The 19,626-nt window shown below is 41.5% G+C and carries 18 protein-coding genes; 11 read left to right on the forward strand and 7 right to left on the reverse strand.

Translation table 11 applies throughout. The features are described 5' to 3' along the window. The first annotated feature begins 131 nt into the window (after positions 1 to 131). Positions 132 to 386, forward strand: coding sequence for a hypothetical protein (locus tag OGM63_RS26030; RefSeq protein WP_263748606.1), 255 nt, complete (start codon positions 132 to 134; stop codon positions 384 to 386). Between the two features lie 331 nt (positions 387 to 717). Here OGM63_RS26030 and OGM63_RS26035 read toward each other — a convergent pair whose 3' ends face one another. Further along, a complete protein-coding gene (locus OGM63_RS26035) occupies positions 718 to 1,995 on the reverse strand; it encodes an RNA-guided endonuclease InsQ/TnpB family protein (protein WP_263748607.1) in 1,278 nt (425 codons plus the stop codon). 84 nt (positions 1,996 to 2,079) lie between these two features. Here OGM63_RS26035 and tnpA point away from each other — a divergent pair, with 84 nt between their 5' ends. After that, entirely contained in the window at positions 2,080 to 2,487 is a 408-nt protein-coding gene (gene tnpA, locus OGM63_RS26040; protein ID WP_263748608.1) for an IS200/IS605 family transposase, read from the forward strand. A 170-nt stretch (positions 2,488 to 2,657) separates the two neighbouring features. Further along, entirely contained in the window at positions 2,658 to 3,566 is a 909-nt protein-coding gene (locus OGM63_RS26045) for an alpha/beta fold hydrolase (RefSeq protein ID WP_263748609.1), read from the forward strand. Here the strand turns inward: OGM63_RS26045 and OGM63_RS26050 are convergent, their stop codons facing one another. Further along, complete coding sequence (locus tag OGM63_RS26050) at positions 3,567 to 3,722, reverse strand: hypothetical protein (RefSeq protein ID WP_263748610.1); 156 nt, start codon at positions 3,720 to 3,722, stop codon at positions 3,567 to 3,569. A gap of 82 nt (positions 3,723 to 3,804) precedes the next feature. Then, positions 3,805 to 4,440: a YdcF family protein gene (locus OGM63_RS26055; protein ID WP_263748611.1), complete on the reverse strand. Its 636-nt coding sequence runs from the start codon at positions 4,438 to 4,440 to the stop codon at positions 3,805 to 3,807. Positions 4,441 to 4,834: 394 nt separating this feature from the next. Between OGM63_RS26055 and ctpB the strand changes: the two genes are divergently transcribed. The 3 genes from ctpB (at position 4,835) to OGM63_RS26070 (ending at position 8,287) form a co-directional block, all read left to right on the forward strand. Continuing rightward, positions 4,835 to 6,172, forward strand: coding sequence for a carboxyl-terminal processing protease CtpB (gene ctpB, locus OGM63_RS26060; RefSeq protein ID WP_263748612.1), 1,338 nt, complete (start codon positions 4,835 to 4,837; stop codon positions 6,170 to 6,172). Between the two features lie 85 nt (positions 6,173 to 6,257). Continuing rightward, entirely contained in the window at positions 6,258 to 7,226 is a 969-nt protein-coding gene (locus tag OGM63_RS26065) for a glycosyltransferase family 2 protein (protein WP_263748613.1), read from the forward strand. Between the two features lie 365 nt (positions 7,227 to 7,591). Continuing rightward, on the forward strand, positions 7,592 to 8,287 hold the full coding sequence (locus OGM63_RS26070; RefSeq protein ID WP_263748614.1) for a response regulator transcription factor: 696 nt from the start codon (positions 7,592 to 7,594) through the stop codon (positions 8,285 to 8,287). 731 nt (positions 8,288 to 9,018) lie between these two features. On the opposite strand, the gene OGM63_RS26075 is transcribed toward OGM63_RS26070, so the two are convergent. Beyond that, complete coding sequence (locus OGM63_RS26075) at positions 9,019 to 9,300, reverse strand: Npun_R1517 family heterocyst differentiation transcriptional regulator (RefSeq protein ID WP_263748615.1); 282 nt, start codon at positions 9,298 to 9,300, stop codon at positions 9,019 to 9,021. A 960-nt stretch (positions 9,301 to 10,260) separates the two neighbouring features. Between OGM63_RS26075 and OGM63_RS26080 the strand changes: the two genes are divergently transcribed. The 5 genes from OGM63_RS26080 (at position 10,261) to OGM63_RS26100 (ending at position 18,064) form a co-directional block, all read left to right on the forward strand. Next, positions 10,261 to 10,602 (forward strand): NAD(P)H-quinone oxidoreductase subunit M, encoded by a 342-nt coding sequence (locus OGM63_RS26080; protein WP_263748616.1) that lies wholly within the window; start codon positions 10,261 to 10,263, stop codon positions 10,600 to 10,602. Positions 10,603 to 10,778: 176 nt separating this feature from the next. Then, the gene (locus OGM63_RS26085; RefSeq protein ID WP_263748617.1) at positions 10,779 to 12,107 is read left to right on the forward strand and encodes an esterase-like activity of phytase family protein; all 1,329 of its coding nucleotides are present in this window, start codon (positions 10,779 to 10,781) and stop codon (positions 12,105 to 12,107) included. Between the two features lie 1,055 nt (positions 12,108 to 13,162). After that, a complete protein-coding gene (locus tag OGM63_RS26090) occupies positions 13,163 to 15,496 on the forward strand; it encodes a protein phosphatase 2C domain-containing protein (RefSeq protein WP_263748618.1) in 2,334 nt (777 codons plus the stop codon). Between the two features lie 136 nt (positions 15,497 to 15,632). Further along, positions 15,633 to 17,210, forward strand: coding sequence for a CHAT domain-containing protein (locus OGM63_RS26095; RefSeq protein ID WP_263748619.1), 1,578 nt, complete (start codon positions 15,633 to 15,635; stop codon positions 17,208 to 17,210). 206 nt (positions 17,211 to 17,416) lie between these two features. Next, positions 17,417 to 18,064 carry a hypothetical protein gene (locus OGM63_RS26100; RefSeq protein WP_263748620.1) on the forward strand — a complete coding sequence of 216 codons (648 nt, stop codon included), beginning with the start codon at positions 17,417 to 17,419 and terminating at the stop codon, positions 18,062 to 18,064. Positions 18,065 to 18,247: 183 nt separating this feature from the next. On the opposite strand, the gene rpsU is transcribed toward OGM63_RS26100, so the two are convergent. The 3 genes from rpsU to OGM63_RS26115 all read right to left on the reverse strand — a co-directional run. Continuing rightward, positions 18,248 to 18,409 carry a 30S ribosomal protein S21 gene (gene rpsU / locus OGM63_RS26105; protein WP_511041093.1) on the reverse strand — a complete coding sequence of 54 codons (162 nt, stop codon included), beginning with the start codon at positions 18,407 to 18,409 and terminating at the stop codon, positions 18,248 to 18,250. 108 nt (positions 18,410 to 18,517) lie between these two features. Further along, positions 18,518 to 19,402, reverse strand: a complete 885-nt coding sequence (locus OGM63_RS26110; RefSeq protein WP_263748621.1) for a 3'(2'),5'-bisphosphate nucleotidase CysQ family protein — start codon at positions 19,400 to 19,402, stop codon at positions 18,518 to 18,520. Positions 19,403 to 19,454: 52 nt separating this feature from the next. After that, positions 19,455 to 19,626 (reverse strand): PfkB family carbohydrate kinase (locus OGM63_RS26115; RefSeq protein WP_263748624.1); only part of this gene is annotated, 172 nt, incomplete at its 5' end.

A 19,626-nucleotide genomic window follows, 5' to 3' on the forward strand; every position in this document is an offset into this window, starting at 1 on the left:
AGACAGTGCGAACGACTTTGTATTCTGTTGGGTTTGACGACAAAATCAGGTTAAGCGTTGTGTTTGCCGATAAAGCTTCAAATTCGCTCTAGTGAAGAAAGCGGTTTTGAATATCATACAAGCGTATAACAATGCGATCGCCTGCTTTGAATCCTTTCACAAATTTTGCCTTTTGTTTAATCTTGCAGCTACATAAGCCATTGGTTAAGTCATTGCCACGTAAGCAGCAGCAAAAAAAACTTTGGCAAAATCAGTTAAGTAACTATGATTTTTGTTTATCATCTCACAACCTCACCAACCGGGTAGAAAGTTTAATGGGAAGAAATCTTCCCTCAGCTATTAATCCCGTAGCAGGTGAGAAACTAACATTAAAAAAAATACTTTAGGAAACTTAACATTTGTAGTGAGCGGTTTACCGCTCATATCTTCAGTTTTAATGTCTAACTTCTTCCACAGTTAAACTAAAAGCAGCTGCAATCTGTTCCACACTCAACCCCAATTCCAACAACCATCGTTTGGCTAAATTACTTGATATTTGCCCTCAACCAAACGCTAACCCTTGAGTCGTGGTGTCAGGTAATCCCCAGTCGGGTCGTACTGAAAGTATTCTTGCACGCCCAGAGCCGTATACTTCAGAGGTTTTTCGGTTGGGACTGAATGAACTACCTCTAGCTGGCTTCGCCTGAGCTAGAGGTTTCTACATCCTCTAACTTCTTTTTAGCAAAGTTGCTTTGAGATTTCTGACGCTTCTTTTCCCCCAGTTGCCTCATACTTCCTGCTTGGAGCGCGGGTGCGTGAGGTAGAGCTAGCAAGATCAGCGTCTGCGAGGCTCGTTCCAAACCCCGGTAGACTCCCTTTTGCCCAATAAAGCATAACTTCGGCAGCAGCAACATCCCTATCTTGCAAATATCCACAAGCACCACACTGATGTACTCTAATGTCGAGCGTTTTCTTGTGTTGGTTTCCACATTTGGGGCAGGTTTGAGACGGTTTTACCTGACGGGTTGGAACCTCGATAAATACACCACCAATCTGTTCTACTTTGTATTTGATGGTGCTACGCAACATATTAAAACCAACATCAAGAATAGACTTATTTAGTCCAGCTTTCTGGGGAGCGCGTTTACCTTTTTTAGCTTTAGCGGTCATGTTTTTTACTTCTAGCTTTTCAGTTGCGATGAAGCTATTACAGCCAACTATTTCTATCGCAACTTGGTGTACCCAATTCTGGCGTTGATTAGCGACTTTTCGAGTCAACTTACTAACCGATGCTTGGGCTTTCTTAAACCGTCTAGAAGCTTTAATCTCCTTTTTTCTATTTGGTGCACGTTTGCGTCGTTTATATGAAGACGCTTTTTTGATTAAATGTTCTGCATTCCTCAAAAACTTAGGAGCATCGACTTGTTGATGATTCTCTCCGTCAGTGATTGATAGCGCAGCTTTACATCCTAAGTCAATGCCGATAGCACCAACAGGTAAAATCTCTGATTTGAGAACTTGGTCTAATACGTTGACAGTAATAGAGGCATACCATTTACCGTTGCGGTAAAGAATAGTGCAAGTAGTTGGTTTGCCCCAATACTTAGCCTGTCCACGCATCTGGATACGCCCAATTTTAGACAAATTGAGATACCCGTTTTTGCCATTTGACTCTACCTTAAAACCTGCGGAGTCTGGATAAGTCCATCCAGAATAATGCCTGATTGATTTGAATTTTGGACGTTTACCTAGCTTTTTAAACCAACGCTCAAAAGAAAAGTCAACACGTTTTAAAGTTGCTTGTAAAGCGTGACTAGGAAGTTGTTTGTACTCTGTCCAAACCTCTTTAAATGCAGGTAAACAATTCTGTTGTTCAAAATAATCAACCTTGTGGTTGAATTTTTGATATTGCGTGAATCTGTTATTGACTGCGGCATTATACAAGTCCTTGTGGAGCTTTCGGTGATACCGCAAAATTGATTCAGTTTTATCGTTTGGGTATAGCCGGAAAGTCATTCGTCTTGTTGCCACAGTGTGTTTTTGCGAACCTCCAAAAATCTGGTATATTAGCACAATACCTCAGACACGGTTGCTTGTCAAATGCTTCCTCGCAAAGGGTCACATGCTATTTTTTCTGTTCACTTACATTTTGTTTTTATTACCAAATATCGTAAAAAAGTAATTACCGCACCAATCCTTGAGAGGATGCGCGAGATTTTTGCAAATATTTGCATTAAAACTAATTGCATAATGGTTGAATTTTCGGGTGAACAAGACCATGTTCATTTGTTGGTAGACTATCACCCAGATAACAATATTTCTGACTTTACCTCTAGCTTAAAATCAGCGAGTAGTAGGGTTATTCGCAAAGAATTTAAGGAGCATATTGACAAGTTTTATTGGAAACCTTTATTTTGGTCTAGCTCATATTATGTTGCATCAAGTGGTGGCGCACCAATTGATAAACTTAAGAAATATATCAAAGAACAAGATGCGCCATCTGAATAAATATGGATTGGTTATTTCCACTTCGTTCCAAAACAAGCGCTCCGATCCCTACCCTACTAAAAGTTGAGGGTAGGGACTGCCGCGATACGTTCAAAAATAGCATTTTGTTGTTAACCCATACGTCAGATAATATTACTATTAATTTAAGAAACACTTTATAAATCTTAATAGTGACTCTAACTAACCAGCCAACAACAGCCACTTTTGAAAAACTCTTCTGGACTTGGAAGGACTATAAAATTCAGTATACCGTCATGGGTACTGGGCATCCTTTAGTACTGATTCATGGCTTTGGTGCTTCGATTGGACATTGGCGGAAAAATATCCCGGTTTTAGCAGCAGCAGGGTACAAAGTATTTGCTATTGACCTTTTGGGTTTTGGTGGTTCTGATAAGCCCCCCTTGAATTACACTTTAGAAGTATGGGTGGAATTGCTGAAAGATTTTTGCACAGCCCATATTAGCGAACCTGCGGTATTTATTGGTAACTCTATCGGTGCACTTTTAAGCTTGATGGTGGTGGCTGAACATCCAGAAATTGCTGCTGGTGGTGTTTTGATTAATTCTGCGGGTGGCTTGAGTCATCGTTCTCATGAATTGAACCCACCGTTACGCATTGTTATGTCAACGTTTAATAAATTAGTGGGTCATCCAATTACAGGCAAATTTGTTTTTAATCGCATCCGTCAAAAAAAGCAAATTCGCCGGACTTTATATCAAGTTTATCGCGATCGCCAAGCCGTGACTGATGAATTAGTCGATTTACTTTACGCTCCCTCTTGCGAACCGGGAGCGCAGCAAGTTTTCGCTTCTATCCTGACTGCACCTCCTGGTCCTGAACCTGGGGAACTCTTGCCCAAAGTCAAGCATCCCTTGTTGGTAATTTGGGGTGCAGATGATCCTTGGACACCAATCACTGGGGCAAAGATTTACGAGGAGGCATGTCAGAATGGCAAAGAAATCAAAATCGTTCCCATTGCGAATGCGGGTCATTGTCCCCACGATGAAGTGCCAGATTTGGTAAATCCGCAAATTATCGAGTGGCTTCTTCAGCTTCACTCAAATTCTCCCCTTTTGTAGTTAGCGATCGCGGTTGGAAAATTTTCCCCCTGCAATGCCCGGATTTGTTAGCGCGATCGCGCGATCGCATAATCCAACAATACCAACGATGGTCGCAACTGTTGCGACTACTCCCTCTGTTTCGGGTGTTTCTGCACTAAGTAGACGCGTTCGCACAGGGTCTCATTATTAGTCGCTTAGAGGTATTTTGCATAAGTCCTATAGCTGTAAAATCCCTTTATTTCCCCGACTCCCCCACTCATAATCTCCCCAAATTCCCCTTGCGTTCGCACTTCCAACCTCGTTGCTGCCAATCTTGCATATTCACTTGAGTTAGTCTAGTCACATTTGAACATTTTGGTTGAATAAATTGACTTAAACCTGCCCAAAACAAACTGCGGGTTACATCCGCTCCCGTTTTCAACCAAGACTCACGATTACCAGGAATGCCTTTTTCCTCAACAATCCCAGGTTCTACCCAAATACCATGAGCACCTAAAAGAATTTGTCCTAACCATTTGGCTCTTGGTAAGTGAGTTGGAGAAGTAATAAGCATGACTTTATGCACTCCCAAACGGCGCAAAATTGGAATACCATAATAAAAATTTTCAAAGGTGGAATCGGCACAATGTTCTAACCAAACATTTTGAAATGGTGCTACTTCTCGTTGAAAAATCTGCCAAATACAAGGGTCTTGAGAACCGCGAGAAATTAAAATCGGCGTTTCTGGAGATTTTTTTGCTTCTTGGGCAACATAAATTTCTCTAGTAATGCTGCCACCAAGTACAAAAAAGCCATCTACAGGCTTGGATAATGCATTAAGTAAGGTTATGGTGTTAAAAATCAGCCAAAAGCCAAGAATAAGGCACAGACCCAAAGCTAATTTTTGTAACAATTGCCACCTTTTAAGTGATTTTATTTTATTATAAATTGATATTTTTTTTGTAAAAATACGTCTCATGGCACACGCACTTCAAAGCTAATTTGGATTTTGTCCTACAGACATACACTTAACCAGAAGCAAGTGCTATCTTATTAAAAGTAATTGAGGTGAGAGGACGACACACAGTCTTTGTGTCAACAATTTAAGATTAACCTTCCGGAAAGAGATGACAAACGGAAGGATAATTGTTAAAAAGTAACGCAGTGCAACCGGCGAATTTCAAGGGCAAAAACATGAAGAAATTGTAGCTTTAAATAAAGCAGAAATACCGATAAATTTCTGGTAAATCTCCGAGAAAGCTAGATTGCTAAACTGTCAATAACACAATTATTCATTTATTATATACATGAACCAATCTGCGAAACGTTCCTCGCCGCTCCAAGTAGCCTTGATTGGTGGAGCGATCGCCACAACAGCAACTTTGTCTGTGTTCGGTCAAGCGTGGTGTCGCTCCGTCCGCGCCGCCTTACAGGATAGCCCAAAAGCGATCGTTGACCAAGTGTGGCAACTAGTAAATCGTGAATATGTTGATGGTAAATTTAATCAACAAGATTGGCAAGCAACCAGACAAAGCCTTTTAAGTAAAAATTATTCTTCTCGTGATGAAGCTTACACAGCCATCCGGGAAGCTTTAAAAAAATTGGGCGATCCTTACACTCGGTTCATGGACCCGAAACAGTATGATGCCCTAACCAGCCAAACATCTGGCGAAGTCTCTGGAATAGGCATTCGGATGGAACTGAATGAAAAAACCAAGCGACTCACCGTTGTGGAAGCTATAGAAAATTCGCCAGCACTCAAAGCAGGTGTCAAAGCCGGCGATGAGATTGTCGCAATTGACGGCAAACCGATACATGACGTGAAAGTAGAAGATGCCTCTAAGCTGATTCGCGGCAAAGCTGGTACTCCAATAGTATTGCGGCTTGCACGTCAAGGACGACCAGAAATGGATGTCAAGCTGACACGAGCCACCATTGAAGTGCCAACGGTGAAATACACCCTGAAGCAAGAAGGCTCGCGACGTGTTGGTTATATCAGATTGCGGGAGTTCAGCGCTCACGCAGCCGACCAAATGCGACGAGCAATTCGCGATTTAAACGGTCAGCAAGTTGATAGTTACGTCTTAGATTTGCGCGGAAATCCCGGTGGTTTGTTGACTGCAAGCATTGAAATTGCTCGGATGTGGATAGATAATGGCGGGATTGTTAAGACAGTAGACCGCGTGGGAGGAACTGAACTGAGCAAGGCAAATAACACTGCCATTACAAAACGTCCCTTGGCGGTACTGATAGATAATAATTCAGCCAGTGCTAGTGAAATCCTCACAGGCGCACTCAAGGATAATAAGCGAGCGGTAGTTGTTGGTAGTCAAAGCTTTGGTAAAGCCTTAGTACAGTCGGTGCATGAATTGCCAGACGGTTCCGGCGTAGCCATCACCATTGCCCATTATTTCACCCCTGCTGGAACAGACATTAACCATAAAGGTATTAGCCCTGATATCAAGATAGATTTGTCAGAGGCGCAAGAGCGTCAGTTGGCGATTAATCCAAATTTGGTGGCAACTCAAAACGATCCGCAATATGCGCGGGCGATCGCTGCTTTATCCAGCAGAAACTTCGCCCAACCCAACTTAAATCAACGGTCAAAACCCTTGAGCGTTCGCGCCTCAGATTTGAAATTGTAAAATTAGACAAGCAGATGATACTACGGATTTACGATTTTGGACTGGGAATAATAATAATTAACCCCACCCCCAAAATCATAAATCCATGAATCATCAGCCACTTGACTTCACCACCACCAACACTTTTTTCCCTCATGTGTCGGTAGTAGTGCCTATATATAATGGGGAAAAAGACTTACCAGATTTAATTTCTTGTCTGTTAGCGCAAACTTACCCAAAACATCAGGTTGAGTATTTGCTGGTAGACAATAACAGTAGCGATCGCACGCTAACTTTTATCGAAACTGCTGCCGAACATTGCCCAATTACAATTCGTCCTTTAAGGGAAAAGCAAATACAAAGCTCTTACGCTGCCCGCAATACAGGCATTCGCGCTGCGATGAGTGAAATAATTGCCTTTACTGATGCTGATTGCCGTCCGCAACATCAATGGTTAGAAGCATTAGTAGAGCCTTTTGTCAACCAAGATGTGACAATTGTCGCCGGAGAAATTGCGGCGTTACCAGGCAAAACGCTTCTAGAACAATACGCCGATCGCCAAGATACCTTATCACAAAAGCACACCCTCGCCCATAAATTTTGTCCATACGGTCAAACCGCTAATTTAGCAATTCGACGCATCGCATTTGAAAAAGCAGGTTTGTTCCGTCCTTATCTAACTACTGGTGGTGATGCTGACATGTGTTGGCGAATTCTCAAAGAAAACATCGGGCGTTTAGAATTTTCACCAAGAGCGATCGTCCAGCATCGCCACCGCGCTACACTCAAAGAACTAGAAAGTCAATGGCGGCGCTATGGACGCTCAAATCGCTATTTACACGAATTGCACGGTATTGAGTTGATGAAACCAACCACAGCCAAGGAATACGGCTATCTGTTGCTGCGTTGGTTGTTGAAAGAAGTACCAAAAAATAGCTGCAAAGCGATCGCCCGTAAAGCCAGCCTTGTAGACTTGTTAAGTACACCCATTGGTCTATTCACCGGCATAGCGCGTTACTCTGGGCAAAAAGATGCCCAATTGCCAGAAAAAGCCAAAATCATTGATTGGTTCTAGGAATTTGGGATTTTGGATTCTGGATTGGCAATAATTTTCCTAGCAATGCCCAATGACGGCAGGTGCTACAACGCGAGGAACCTCCTTCACTCATTAGGGATTCATGGTTCATGGGTTCATGGGTTCATGGGAAAGAATTTGGATTCGGGAATTGTGACCTCCCCCCAAATAAAACCACTTACGCATAGGGGGCTTTAAACCCTTATTGGGGAAAAGAATCATATAAAAATTTCTGCGTATCTAATTCAACATTTCCCCATTCCCCATTCCCCATTCCCCATTCCCCATTCCCCATTCCCCATTCCCCATTCCCTAGTCCCCAATTTCCGCTAAATTTAATAAAAGTAGTGTCAAGGAAACTTTAGATGTCAGCACAACTGTTACTGGTGGATGATGAACCGGGATTGCGTGAAGCCGTCAAGGATTATTTGCAAGAAAGCGGTTTCAGTGTTCAAGTTGCCAGTAACGCCCGCGAGGGGTGGGACTTGATGCAGCAAAGCATACCTGATTTAGTGATTTCCGACATCATGATGCCTCAGGTAGATGGCTATCAGTTCCTAAAGCAACTGCGAGAAGACCCCCGCTTTAAAACCCTGCCGGTGGTCTTTTTAACGGCAAAAGGAATGACAACCGATCGCATTCAAGGTTATCAAGCTGGTGTTGATGCTTATCTACCCAAGCCTTTCGATCCGGATGAATTAGTCGCAATTATCGAAAACTTACTTATCCGTCGCACTGCCAAGCCTCATGCTACAGGTGAAGAGGGAGAAACCTTTGATATTGCTGAACTTGCGAATCAGATTGCCCAAATTAAGGCGCTGTTAACACAAAAAAGTGCGATCGCTCAATCTCCAGCCCCTTTTGCTATCGATTTGACCCCCAGAGAACAAAGTGTTTTAAATTTGGTCGCTGAAGGGCTAATGAATAAAGAAATTGCCCGTCGTTTGGAAACCAGCGTCCGCAACGTGGAAAAGTACGTCAGCCGTTTGTTTAGTAAAACTGGTACTAACAGCCGTACTGAATTAGTTCGTTTTGCTTTAGAACACGGTCTTGCTAAGTAGTCATTAGTCATTAGTTTTGGACAAAAGACAAATGACAACTGACTCTTGACTCTTGTCTGGAGGGGTATCTTTGTTTGGTTGAGAATAATAAATCGGTTGAATGCACCCGGTTGAATTTGCAATGCTTGCTATGTCAGTAAACAGCTACGTAATACTTAGGCAAAACATACACTCAAGGTAATGTCCTAAACTCTAGATAACCGATATCTAATGGCAACGTTACTAGTACCGCTTCTTTTTCCCTTCTTCTGTCAAAGACGCACTCCCGTTCGTGGAATTTGCTCATTCAAAATTTCAAAACCTTGTATTTCAAGCTTTTTGGCTTTTTTGAATGGTAGCTTTATTTCCCCCGCCCTGTACTAGGTTAGACTTCGTTTATTTAGTAGGAGTAATCTGGTTTGAAAAATTAAGAGCGAAAAATACATCTTCAAAAACCCTAAATAACTTCACCTCTTGTGGGTATAAAGGCATAGTAAGCACCCAATTTTAACCGTAGTGTAGTCCTGTAAGGGCTACTATAAATGCGATGGTGACTTCACCTTAAAAGCCTGATGAAATCCGCTTCCAAATAGAGTGTACTAAGTTTTTGTTCCCCTGATGGTCAGTTTAAAGAAGTCAACTCCGAAGTGAGTGAAAATAGGCAAATGGTTAAACTTCAAAAAATTCACCATTTTCTGCCCGATATAGGATTTGCTACTACTTAAATAAAATAAACACTCTGAGTACTGAGACTATGCAATAGTCTCAGTAGAGTTTCGCAATCGCATCAGCTGACGACGCATTTGTGGTGAGGCTTTAAGCTCAGAAACCTCCTGTGCCTTGACAGACGCGTGCAGGGTTTCAAGAAACTCGTCAGACCCTTCTGTTAAAGCTTCTAGCAGCACTTGCAACAGTTCATCGCGATCGCTTAATATACTCTTCTCTTCAATCATTCGGAATTTGAGATGAATTTCGCACTCATAAACACTTACATCGATGTTATTTACTTGACATGGCAATGCTTTGGAGTTCATAGTGTTTAGGATTCCTTTACTTGGTGGTCGTCATGGTTGGCAGCTAAATTTCCGGCAAAAATTCTTTTTAGATATTTTTTTGAATCCAAAGTGCTTGAATTAAGAATTTGTCTTCATTCATAACATTTGTATTCCATTCCACTCTCCTTTGGTTTGTTTCTAGCTAGACTTTCGGTGTCTAGATTTTCGCCACTACTGCCCCATCTGCGCTTTATAGTAAGCCATAACTATTATTCAGTTTTTAAGATCCTATACAATAAAGTTTCTGTAAGAAGTTGCCTGACCTTTTTAAAGGTTTTTACATCAACTTTATCTTACCGTCAAGAATAGTTCGACTTGTTACTAGAAAACTAGTGGTTACACTTACGGAAAAAGCTGGTGTTTTTTCGATTTGATTAGAGCCTGAGGCGGTTATAGCATAATTCAGTAAAATTACTTGATGTGCGCTTTTTTCATGAGAAATTAAATGAGGCATTTATGAGAAAAATTATTAGAGATAAAATTTTTTTCGGGATGACATAGACACCAATCAAATTATTCTGTCTTAAGTACCTCACTGTGGCATCAGAAAGCGGCTGACGAGCATCAAAAGCGGCATAAATCCTTTTAACTTTGATTAGCAGACCGCTACGGCAAATTTGGGGTTCCCCAGACATGAATGAGGAATAAAATTTATTTTCCTCTTTACTCACGTACATCTGTTCTTGATTTTATGAGTCTGTTTTTTATTCAGCTTTCAGCCTTGACTTTTGTTTGCTATTATGCATAACGTGGCATCAAAAAATGCTAGAACAAGAATGATTTTTGCGCTTTGCGACGTTTATAGGCATGATTACCACCCCTAAGAAAATAAGGGTCCTAATCAGATGATAATCTGAGAAGCATTCAACAGAAGGAAGAGCGTCTACAATAATTTCAGTGTAATCAACCAAAATCTTACACCGTTTTATGGATAACCCGATGCTGCTCAAGTCAACAACCCGGCATATACGCATTTTTGCCGGAGAAATTGACTCTCATGGCGAACTGGTTCCTAGTAATCAGGTCTTAACGTTAGATGTAGACCCAGACAACGAATTTAACTGGAACGAAGATGCGCTGCAAAAAATTTATCACAAGTTTGATGAACTGGTCGAAGGATCTAGTACAGCAGACCTGACAGACTACAACTTGCGACGCATAGGGTCAGATTTGGAGCATTATATGCGATCGCTTCTACAAAAAGGCGAAATCAGCTACAATCTCACTGCCCGCGTCACTAACTACAGCATGGGTCTTCCCCAAGTCGCAACACCACAATAAGGAGGGGACGCTTGGACTAAGGAGCAGGGACTAAGGAGTAGGGAGCTTTCTGAAAATGAAGAATTAATTGTTTTCCCTTTTGCCTTTCCCCTCTTCTAGTTCCAACTGAAGCGTGCCCAATGCCCATTGCCCGGTTTTATGTAATGACTAAATTTTTGACAAGCAGGCTCATCTTTATGCCTGCTCTTATTTTGTCACTGTTACTCAACTTTCCCGCACTAGCTGCCGAACTTGTAGGACGTGCAGTTTTACCAGCCGATACTTTTGCTCCTGGTTCAACCACAGGTCAATTCAAAAAGACGAATCGCACCACTCCTTTTATCAATGCACAACCCGTGCAGGGATTTTCCGCTGTCATCCCAGGATCATTTGCCGGCACTTATTTAGTAATTTCCGATAACGGTTTCGGTTCAAAAGCGAATTCACCTGACAACGTACTGCGTATTTACGCATTAGAACCGGACTTTACCACGGGTCAAGTTTTCCCAGTTAATTTCCAAACTGGTGAAAGACTTAAAAGCTTTAACCGCGAAAGTTTTCTACAATTAAATGACAAAAGGCAGAAAGCTAACTTCCCCATAATCGCTTCACAGAAAGTTTATCCAGGTAGTAACATTCCCGTCAGTCGCGAAATAGCCAAAAATCGTTTGCTGACAGGAGCCGATTTTGATACAGAATCCTTCCGTCAAGTCAGTGATGGCACTTTCTGGGTGGGAGATGAGTTTGGTCCGTTTTTACTACACCTAGGACAAAATGGTGAATTGCTGGATTCTCCGATTCCCTTGCCGAACTTAAGAGCGATCGGTAAGTTAAATTTTGTCAAATCTCCAGATAATCCAGAATTCGCCAATTTGCCTGATGATACTGCCCGAATTGCTGCTGCCAATATTGGCGGTTCTAAGGGGTTTGAAGGCTTGGCACTTAACAGCAGCGGCACAAAGCTTTACGCGATGCTAGAAGGGGCATTAAAGGATGATATTGTGCGACCCAGCACTTCCCCAGAGCGATCGCGCTTGTTAATTAATGAATTTGATTTGGCAACTAAACAATACACAGGTAAAGTTTTTTCCTATAAGTTAGAAAACCCTAGTTACGCAATTGGTGATTTAACTGCGATTAACGACAACGAATTTATTGTCATCGAGCGCGACAATAACCAAGGCGACCCTAATAATCCAGCTTTTAAAACACCTGCTCAATTCAAACGCCTTTATAAAATTAATATCACAAATCTAGATAAACAGGGTTTTCTTAAAAAAGAAGTATTAGTAGATTTGCTGAAAATATCCGATCCAAAAGGTATTGCTATAAACCTTAGCAAAAACAGTATATTTACATTTCCTTTTGTAACAATCGAAAACGTTTTGCCTATAGATGCGAGAACATTGCTGGTGATCAACGATAACAATTATGCTGATACCATTGGTCGTTATCCAGGGCAAGCCGATAATACTGAATTTATCAAAATTAGGCTAGATAAACCCTTAAATTTAGTTAAAAGCTAATTAAAGACGCTTGGACAGGTCTTTTCAAGCGTCCAAGCGTCCCCAATCCCCAGTTCCCAGTTTAATCAACAAATTTGTGGAAAGAATACAACTATTTCTTTCAAATAAATTATCTCTAGTTTTATTGTGATAAAAGTTACTTAACAATACTGATAAACTATCTTGACAAGATTTACACATAATTTTCACAGATAATATTCATGTTGGACAATCTATTTTCTTATTTTCTAGCCTTGAGCACAATATTTTTATCTTCAACAGAATGTTATTAATTTTGATTACAGTTTGATGGAATTCAATGTGCCAATCTGCTAGGCGCAAGTAGTGTAAATGGTAATAAACCCAATTTTTGAGCGTCGCATCCGGACTTATTGCCATGAACATGAAGCCAGTAGCAATTAGTGCCTAACAACTCGTTATCTTTAGGCTTAATTAAGGTTAATTTATGTCAACCTACTTATAAACTATAAAAATACCAGCATTATCAAGGAGGGGTAAAGGGGAAAGGAAAAAAGGGAAAATAAAAGAGAGATTAGGGTTTAAGACCCCCGCTTTTTGCCCTTTTAACCATCGCTCTTGTCGCAATCCCCATGAACAAGAGGGGGAAGGGTAAAGGAAAAAAGGGAAAATGTTGAAATATTTTCACTTTTCATTCGACTGATTTTAAATGACTCCACCCCATGAACCCATGAACCCATGAACCCCTTTAACATGAGTCCCCTCTTGTTGATGTGCATCTTGCTGATGAGATAATTCATTAAAAGCAAACTGCATGTTCTGGTGGGGTTATGATTTGGTAACAGGTCTGGAGTAATCGATGCTTTAGTGACAAAGAGTAACAGAGCAGAGAAGCTATGATCGGGCTGTAGGGTTTACTTAGGAGTATGTTAGTTGGGAAAATTGATAAAGTTGATAAATAAGTATTAGCACCTGCTGACTGCCGCGTGGGCATTCCGATGATTCATTCATTGGATAAATCAAGTTAAAACATGAGCGGACTGCCGCTGTCACTGCTGTTGTGTGGAAATTGCTAATCGCTGATCGGTGCGAAAATTATGGAAAATGACGCGGCAAGGCTGTATTGCCCAAATGAACTTTGTCAGACGCCCAACCCCTTAACTCACAAGTTTTGTCAGCAATGCCGCACACCCTTACCGAAGCGTTACCTGTGGGTGGTGAGAGATGGGGAAAGTGTGGGTAATGCCGGAGAAATATTAGCCGATCGCTATTTACTCATCAGTCAATCAGTTCTTTTAGATACTAAACCCGGTTTAGCACATGAAGCTCCAGGGTCAGAAAATTTACAGTTAATCAGACCTTATCTGCGGCTAATTCCCTACCGCTTACACGTTCCGCAGGTATATAAAGTGCTACAGCTACCTGACATGTCGGAAGCGCGAGAAATATTACTTTTAGAAAAACCGCCACTCTTCACCAATAGCAGCACCAACCAAGTACAACTATACAACGATTTAATTACTGCTTGGAGTCATGCCACATCAATGCGGCAACTCAATTGGCTGTGGCAAATCGCTCAACTTTGGCAACCTCTAGCGAGTGAGGGTGTCGTCTCTAGCTTACTCGATCCTAATTTATTACGGGTAGAAGGATCGTTAGTGCGTTTGTTGGAATTGCGTGTAGATTTAACAACACCAGAGCTACCTGAATTGGGTGAATTTTGGCAGCAATTATGCCTTGAGGCAAAAAGTGCGATCGCTCCTTTGGTAAATGAAATTTGTCGTTCTTTGATTCAAGGAAAAATAAACTCCTCTGAATATTTAATAGAAGTTTTAGATCAAGGACTGGCAGACGTAGGCAAAACACAAACACCTACGATTAAGATTATCACCAAAACCGAAACAGGTCCCAGCCGCCAACGCAACGAAGATGCATGTTATCCTCCGGCAGGAACTCTTTTAAGCAAACCCCCTAACTCCACAGCTTTAGCTATTGTTTGTGATGGTATTGGCGGACACGAAGGTGGTAATGTCGCATCACATTTAGCAATTGAAACGATTCAGCAGCAAGTACAGCACCTCACCAAACTTCCGAACGACCACATGGTAGCGGCAAATCTGCTGACAGACTTAGAAAACGCAGCAGCCCTTGCCAACGATCAAATTAGTCAGCGCAATGACAGCGAAAATCGCCAAGGGCGTCAGCGCATGGGTACAACTCTGGTGATGGGGTTGCCTATTGCCCATGAAATGTATATTACCCACGTTGGTGACAGCCGCGCCTACTGGATTACACGCCACGGCTGTTATCAAGTTACCGTTGATGATGATGTCGCCTCCCGTGAAGTGCGGCTAGGCTATGCTATTTACCGTGAGGCTGTGCAACAAAGTTCCTCTGGTTCTTTGGTGCAAGCTTTAGGAATGAGTCCCAGTGTTTCATTGCATCCCACAGCACAGCGGTTTATCCTGGACGAAGATTCGATTTTCCTGCTGTGTTCTGATGGTTTAAGCGACTTTGACCGAGTTGATGAATACTGGGAAACAGAAATCTTGCCGATTCTCGCTGGTGAAACAGATGTTGTCAATGTCGCTAATCGATTGATAGAAATTGCTAACACGAAAAATGGACACGATAACGTAACCATAGCTTTAGTACATTGTCAAGTCAAATACTCGGAACCAAAGTCAAACTTGACAGTAGTCATTCCTGAACCTTCCCCAATTAAAGCTTCTGATTACGCAGCCACAATACTTCAAAACACTCCCTTAAACAGTCCCAATCAAAAAACGCAAATTCCCGATCATAAGCCAGTGACACCCTTAAAAGTGCCGTTACAGTTGGGAATTCTCTTATTATTGGCTACGGGAGCCGGCTTTTTGGGCTACTTGGCGAAGCAATGGGCAGGGGGTACAAATATTGGCATTCCTCCAACTCAGGTGGAAGGCACAAATCCGAGTGTTGTCACTGTACCTGAGAAACAACTATCGCTTTTTAATTTAGATATTGGTTCTGAGATTACCAGCGATAGAGAAATAACTCTAAGTAAAAATAAATCTGCCCCAAATTTAGGAATCACAGCACCAGCAGGTAGTGTTTTGCAAGTTAGGGAGAAACCAATTCCTGAACAGCAAGACCCGATAGTGCATCTGCGAGTCTGTTCAGTAGGTAACACGACTCAACTGAATAATAACACTGCACAAACAGTAAAAAAATTCTCTAACACCAAATCCTCCACCACCGCTTCTAAACCTTTGGTAAAAAGGGGGGAAGACGGATGGATTCAATTATCGCAACTTGAGCGCTCAAATCCCTTGATTTCCCCACCGGGACAATCCGGTAAATGTCAAGCTGATAATGAAACTGTTAAGCAACCTGTGGTTCCGTCGAAACCTGCACCCTCACCTGACGATGATGTTCTACCTCAAAGGTGACATCAACTAACTAAAAGAATCGATAAGCTAAAAAAAACCTAAAATAATAAAGGTAAGAATCAGCAAGGCAGAAATTTTTGCCTTGTAATATGATTGTTGGAAATTATTTGATTAAACCTTTTAGTTTAATGAATTCATGCCATCCCTGAACCTGGCGATCGCGCGTCTCAATATCGGCATCGACAACTTCGCCATTTGGGTGGTTAACGCGCCCTATCCTAGTGGTTATGCTCACCATGACTGTGTATGGTCTCCACACCTAACTCAAGCATGGATTGACTGGCAGGAAATGTTTGCTGGTCACGATCGCTTGGATCTTCCTCCCGGTTCAACCCCAAAACCTACCAATCCACTGACTATGGACTTGGTTTCACCCCCGAATGGTCAGACCCCTGGTCCTTACACTAGTCGTCTGATGCAATACTTGGGAATAAGCTTGTGGCGTTGGGTATTTGACAAAGATATTCTCGGTAGTCTAGAACGCAGTCAAGGCATGGCTATGGGTGAGCAGATACCTTTGCGCTTGCGATTAGAAATTCGCGACCCAGACCTCATTGCCCTACCTTGGGAAATTATGCAGCGGGAAGCTGGTCAACCAGCAATTTCACTTAGCAAACAAGTATTATTTAGTCGAACCACCACAGAAGTAGATCCTCTGCCGTATTTGCAAACAAATCCAGCTTTAAATATTCTGCTGGTTTTAGGATATGACGATAAACTCCAGCTGGAAAAAGAAGCGGCTATTCTCAAAAAAACTCTGTGCGATAGTCCTGTAGTCGGTAATCATTCTCAAGGATATGCGCCATGTACGGTGACAACACTTTTGCAACCAACTCGACAAGAGTTGATTCAAGAGTTAGAAAGCAGAGAATATAATGTTTTATTTTATGCTGGTCATGGTCGTCCAGCACCAGATGGCGGATTACTGTTTTTGCAACCGGGTATGACGCTCAATGGTATAGAATTAGCGCAAGTATTGACTCGGAATAACGTCAATTTGGCGGTTTTTAATGCCTGTTGGGGAGCACAACCATCTGCTATGAATCGTCAAGCTATACCCTCTAGTAGTTTGGCAGAAGTACTGATTCGTCATGGTGTGCCGGCAGTTTTGGCAATGCGGGATCAAATTCGCGATGATGAAAGTCTAAGTTTTATTCAAGCTTTTGCCCAAGCTTTGCGAAAGCGTTTACCAATTGATGAAGCTGTAGCAGAAGCAAGGCAACATTTATTAACAATTTATAAGTTCAATCAACCCGCTTGGACTTTACCAGTTCTCTATTTACATCCCGATTTTAATGGCAAACTGATTAAGAGCTTTGGTGAAGAAATTACCGAGTTGCCGGAAACTGCTATCCCCAGTATAACTTCGTCAGTTCCCACTGCTTGTTTGCGATCGCAAACAGGAGGTGTAACCTGGTTTTTACGAAGTGGTGTTACCCGTATTGGTCGCACAAAAGACAATCATATTGTAATTCCAGGAGAATCTGTTACTAGAGAAGGTCACGCCGAAATCTTATGCCGGAATAATCTCAGCGGCACCACTCCCATCCGAACTTATTCCCTCCGAGATTTGTCCACTTACGGAACTTGGTTTTTGGCTTTCAACGGTTGGCAACAAATCCTCCGCGAGGAAGTACCCTTAAAATCGGGAATGCAGTTAAGGTTTGGTAGTCCGAAAGCTGAAATATGGCAGTTTCTTATTGAAGATTCTTAAAACTGGGGACTCTTGACTCTTTACTGGAACAAGAATTATTACCTTTTTCCCAATTCCCAATAACAAAAAAATAGAATTTTTGCAACTATAACCTATCTGAAAAAAACCAGATATCACTCTCAAATAAATCAAATTTATTTTACGGAAATCAGATTCTTCCAGCTGTAGCTGTCAATATTGCTAAATAATCAATCGGGAGACGACAAATGGCTAAAAATATAAACCATAAAGAAACTTTCCATCCCTTACCCTGTCAATTCGATTTAGAATTGTTGTCAGCTCTGTTGGAACCTGAAGATGCTACTTATCCCTGGAATCCCGCTGACGAAGAGTCGGAAATCTATTTTCGAGAACTAGAAGAGCAGTTCGCTCAAGATTTAACAGATGAAGAACTAACAACTCATTCGCAAGCTTTTTATGGAAAACTTGACGCACTTTGGTTAGAAATTTCTGAATGCCCGCACGACAAGTGTAATACAAATAATGTTACTTTAGCTAATCTTCAAAAAACTTTACATTCGGCTTTTGCTGCCAGTGTACCCCAAAGTTGGCTAAATGCGATCGCCCAAAAAGCTTCAGAAATTTTAAACACCAGCCGAGCAATAGGCGATCAATTATTAGTTGAGTGTGTTCAGACTGTACTACCAAGCTGGGAAACAGAAGACCTTTTAGTTCTAGCACGTCCTTACGGTTATGCCATGCGAGGCTTGGAACCGCAAAACGCAGAATCTACAATGACTGACATCAACAATCGAGACTGGACAGCTTTATCTCAAATTGAACAAGCAAAAGTTAGTTTAGCGATCGCTCACTATGCCTTCACCCAATTAGATAATTTTCAATCAGAAACCTAAATTGAGAATTCTATACATCTGGGTTGATTTCTTTGATGTGGCAAAGCAGCAGAGCAAGTGCAAATAGCATTTGGTTAGTCTTGGCACTTTATGGAAAAGAGACTTGCCACAAAAAACCTTTTAACTGGTTAATAAACAGATGCTGGTTTTATTTCACAAATGCACTTATTTAACTTTTCCTTCTTACCTATAGCGATAACGTTGTCTGGGACGTTGCTTGTGTCTTGCAATTGCCTGACGCTTTTCTTTGTCTAATGGTGTCTCAAAGTGACACTTATTTCGCATATCTGGAAAAATTCCGGCTTGAGAAACTTCCCACTTAAATCGGGAGCAAAGCTGATTCAATTCCTTCGTTTTCTCCTAAGACTACTTGGGTCATCTTATATGTAAATCAATCGTTACAAGTTATAGAACAAATAAAATATTCAAATTGAGTTTTGAGAGCTGGATAAATCAATTTGTCAAGTTATCAAATTCTCCTAAAATTACTTCACCTTGTTGGCAAAGTTCCTCATGAAATTGACCGTTACTTGCTAGTACAGCACCCCACTGATTAATATCACCTGTGTTATATTGTAATGGCGTACCGTCGAAGTGAGTGTACTTTCCACCAGCTTCTGTGAGAATCAATTCTGGGGCTGCTATGTCCCAATCTTTTGGCGCAGATTTTCCCGAAAGGGAGATATAAACATCTGCCTTTTGTTCAACAATCGTAGCAATTTTGCAACCGACACTCCCGATAGCTTTTTGATTAGCAAAGGGCAGTTTTTCTAGCAGATAATCTAATCTTTCGTTGCGGTGACTCCGACTGACAACTACAGTTAAATCTTGGATGTTTTCCCGTGATGAAACCTGTATTTTTTGACTTTGGCGTTGGCGTAGCCTCTCAGAATGAGAATCGCGTGTTTCTACAAATGCACCACCACCTTTTATTGCATAATACAATTTTTCGGCTTCCGGCACAGCTACCACCGCTAAAATTGGGCGTTTTTCTTTCACCAAAGCGATGTGAACCGCATATTCACCAGTTTTTTGGATAAAATCTCGCGTACCATCTAAAGGATCAATTATCCATACTAATTCTTGACTCAGCGCTCCTTGAACTTTATAAGTTTCTTCGCTAATATAACCAAAATCTTCATTACCCAAACTCCCTTGTAGCTTCTCTAAAATGTATTGACTCACAGCTACATCTGCAACAGTTACAGGCTCATTTTGCTTATATTGCACTTCTAAATCGAAATCTTTGACAGTTCCGTGGTAATAAGATTGTAGTATATCTGCTGCCCCCCAACCAACAGAACAAGCGATCGCTAATATTTCTTGTATGTCTTTCATTTATTTCTCTTTTCCGATCACGTAAAATACACGATTCTTAACTTCATCGCACTCAACACTGTGAATTCATCCAGCGACGTGTTCCAAAAAATTGACACGAATAAGCAGCGATATTAGCCGCCTGTGCAAGTGCATCGGGAAAACTTTCTCGTAAAATATAATTACAGAAAGCACCGTGAAAAATATCTCCGGCTCCTAGTGTATCTTTTGGTTCAATCTTTGGT

Origin of the sequence: Plectonema radiosum NIES-515, from assembly GCF_025753815.1 — a bacterium.
Lineage (GTDB): Bacteria > Cyanobacteriota > Cyanobacteriia > Cyanobacteriales > Nostocaceae > Hassallia > Hassallia radiosum_A.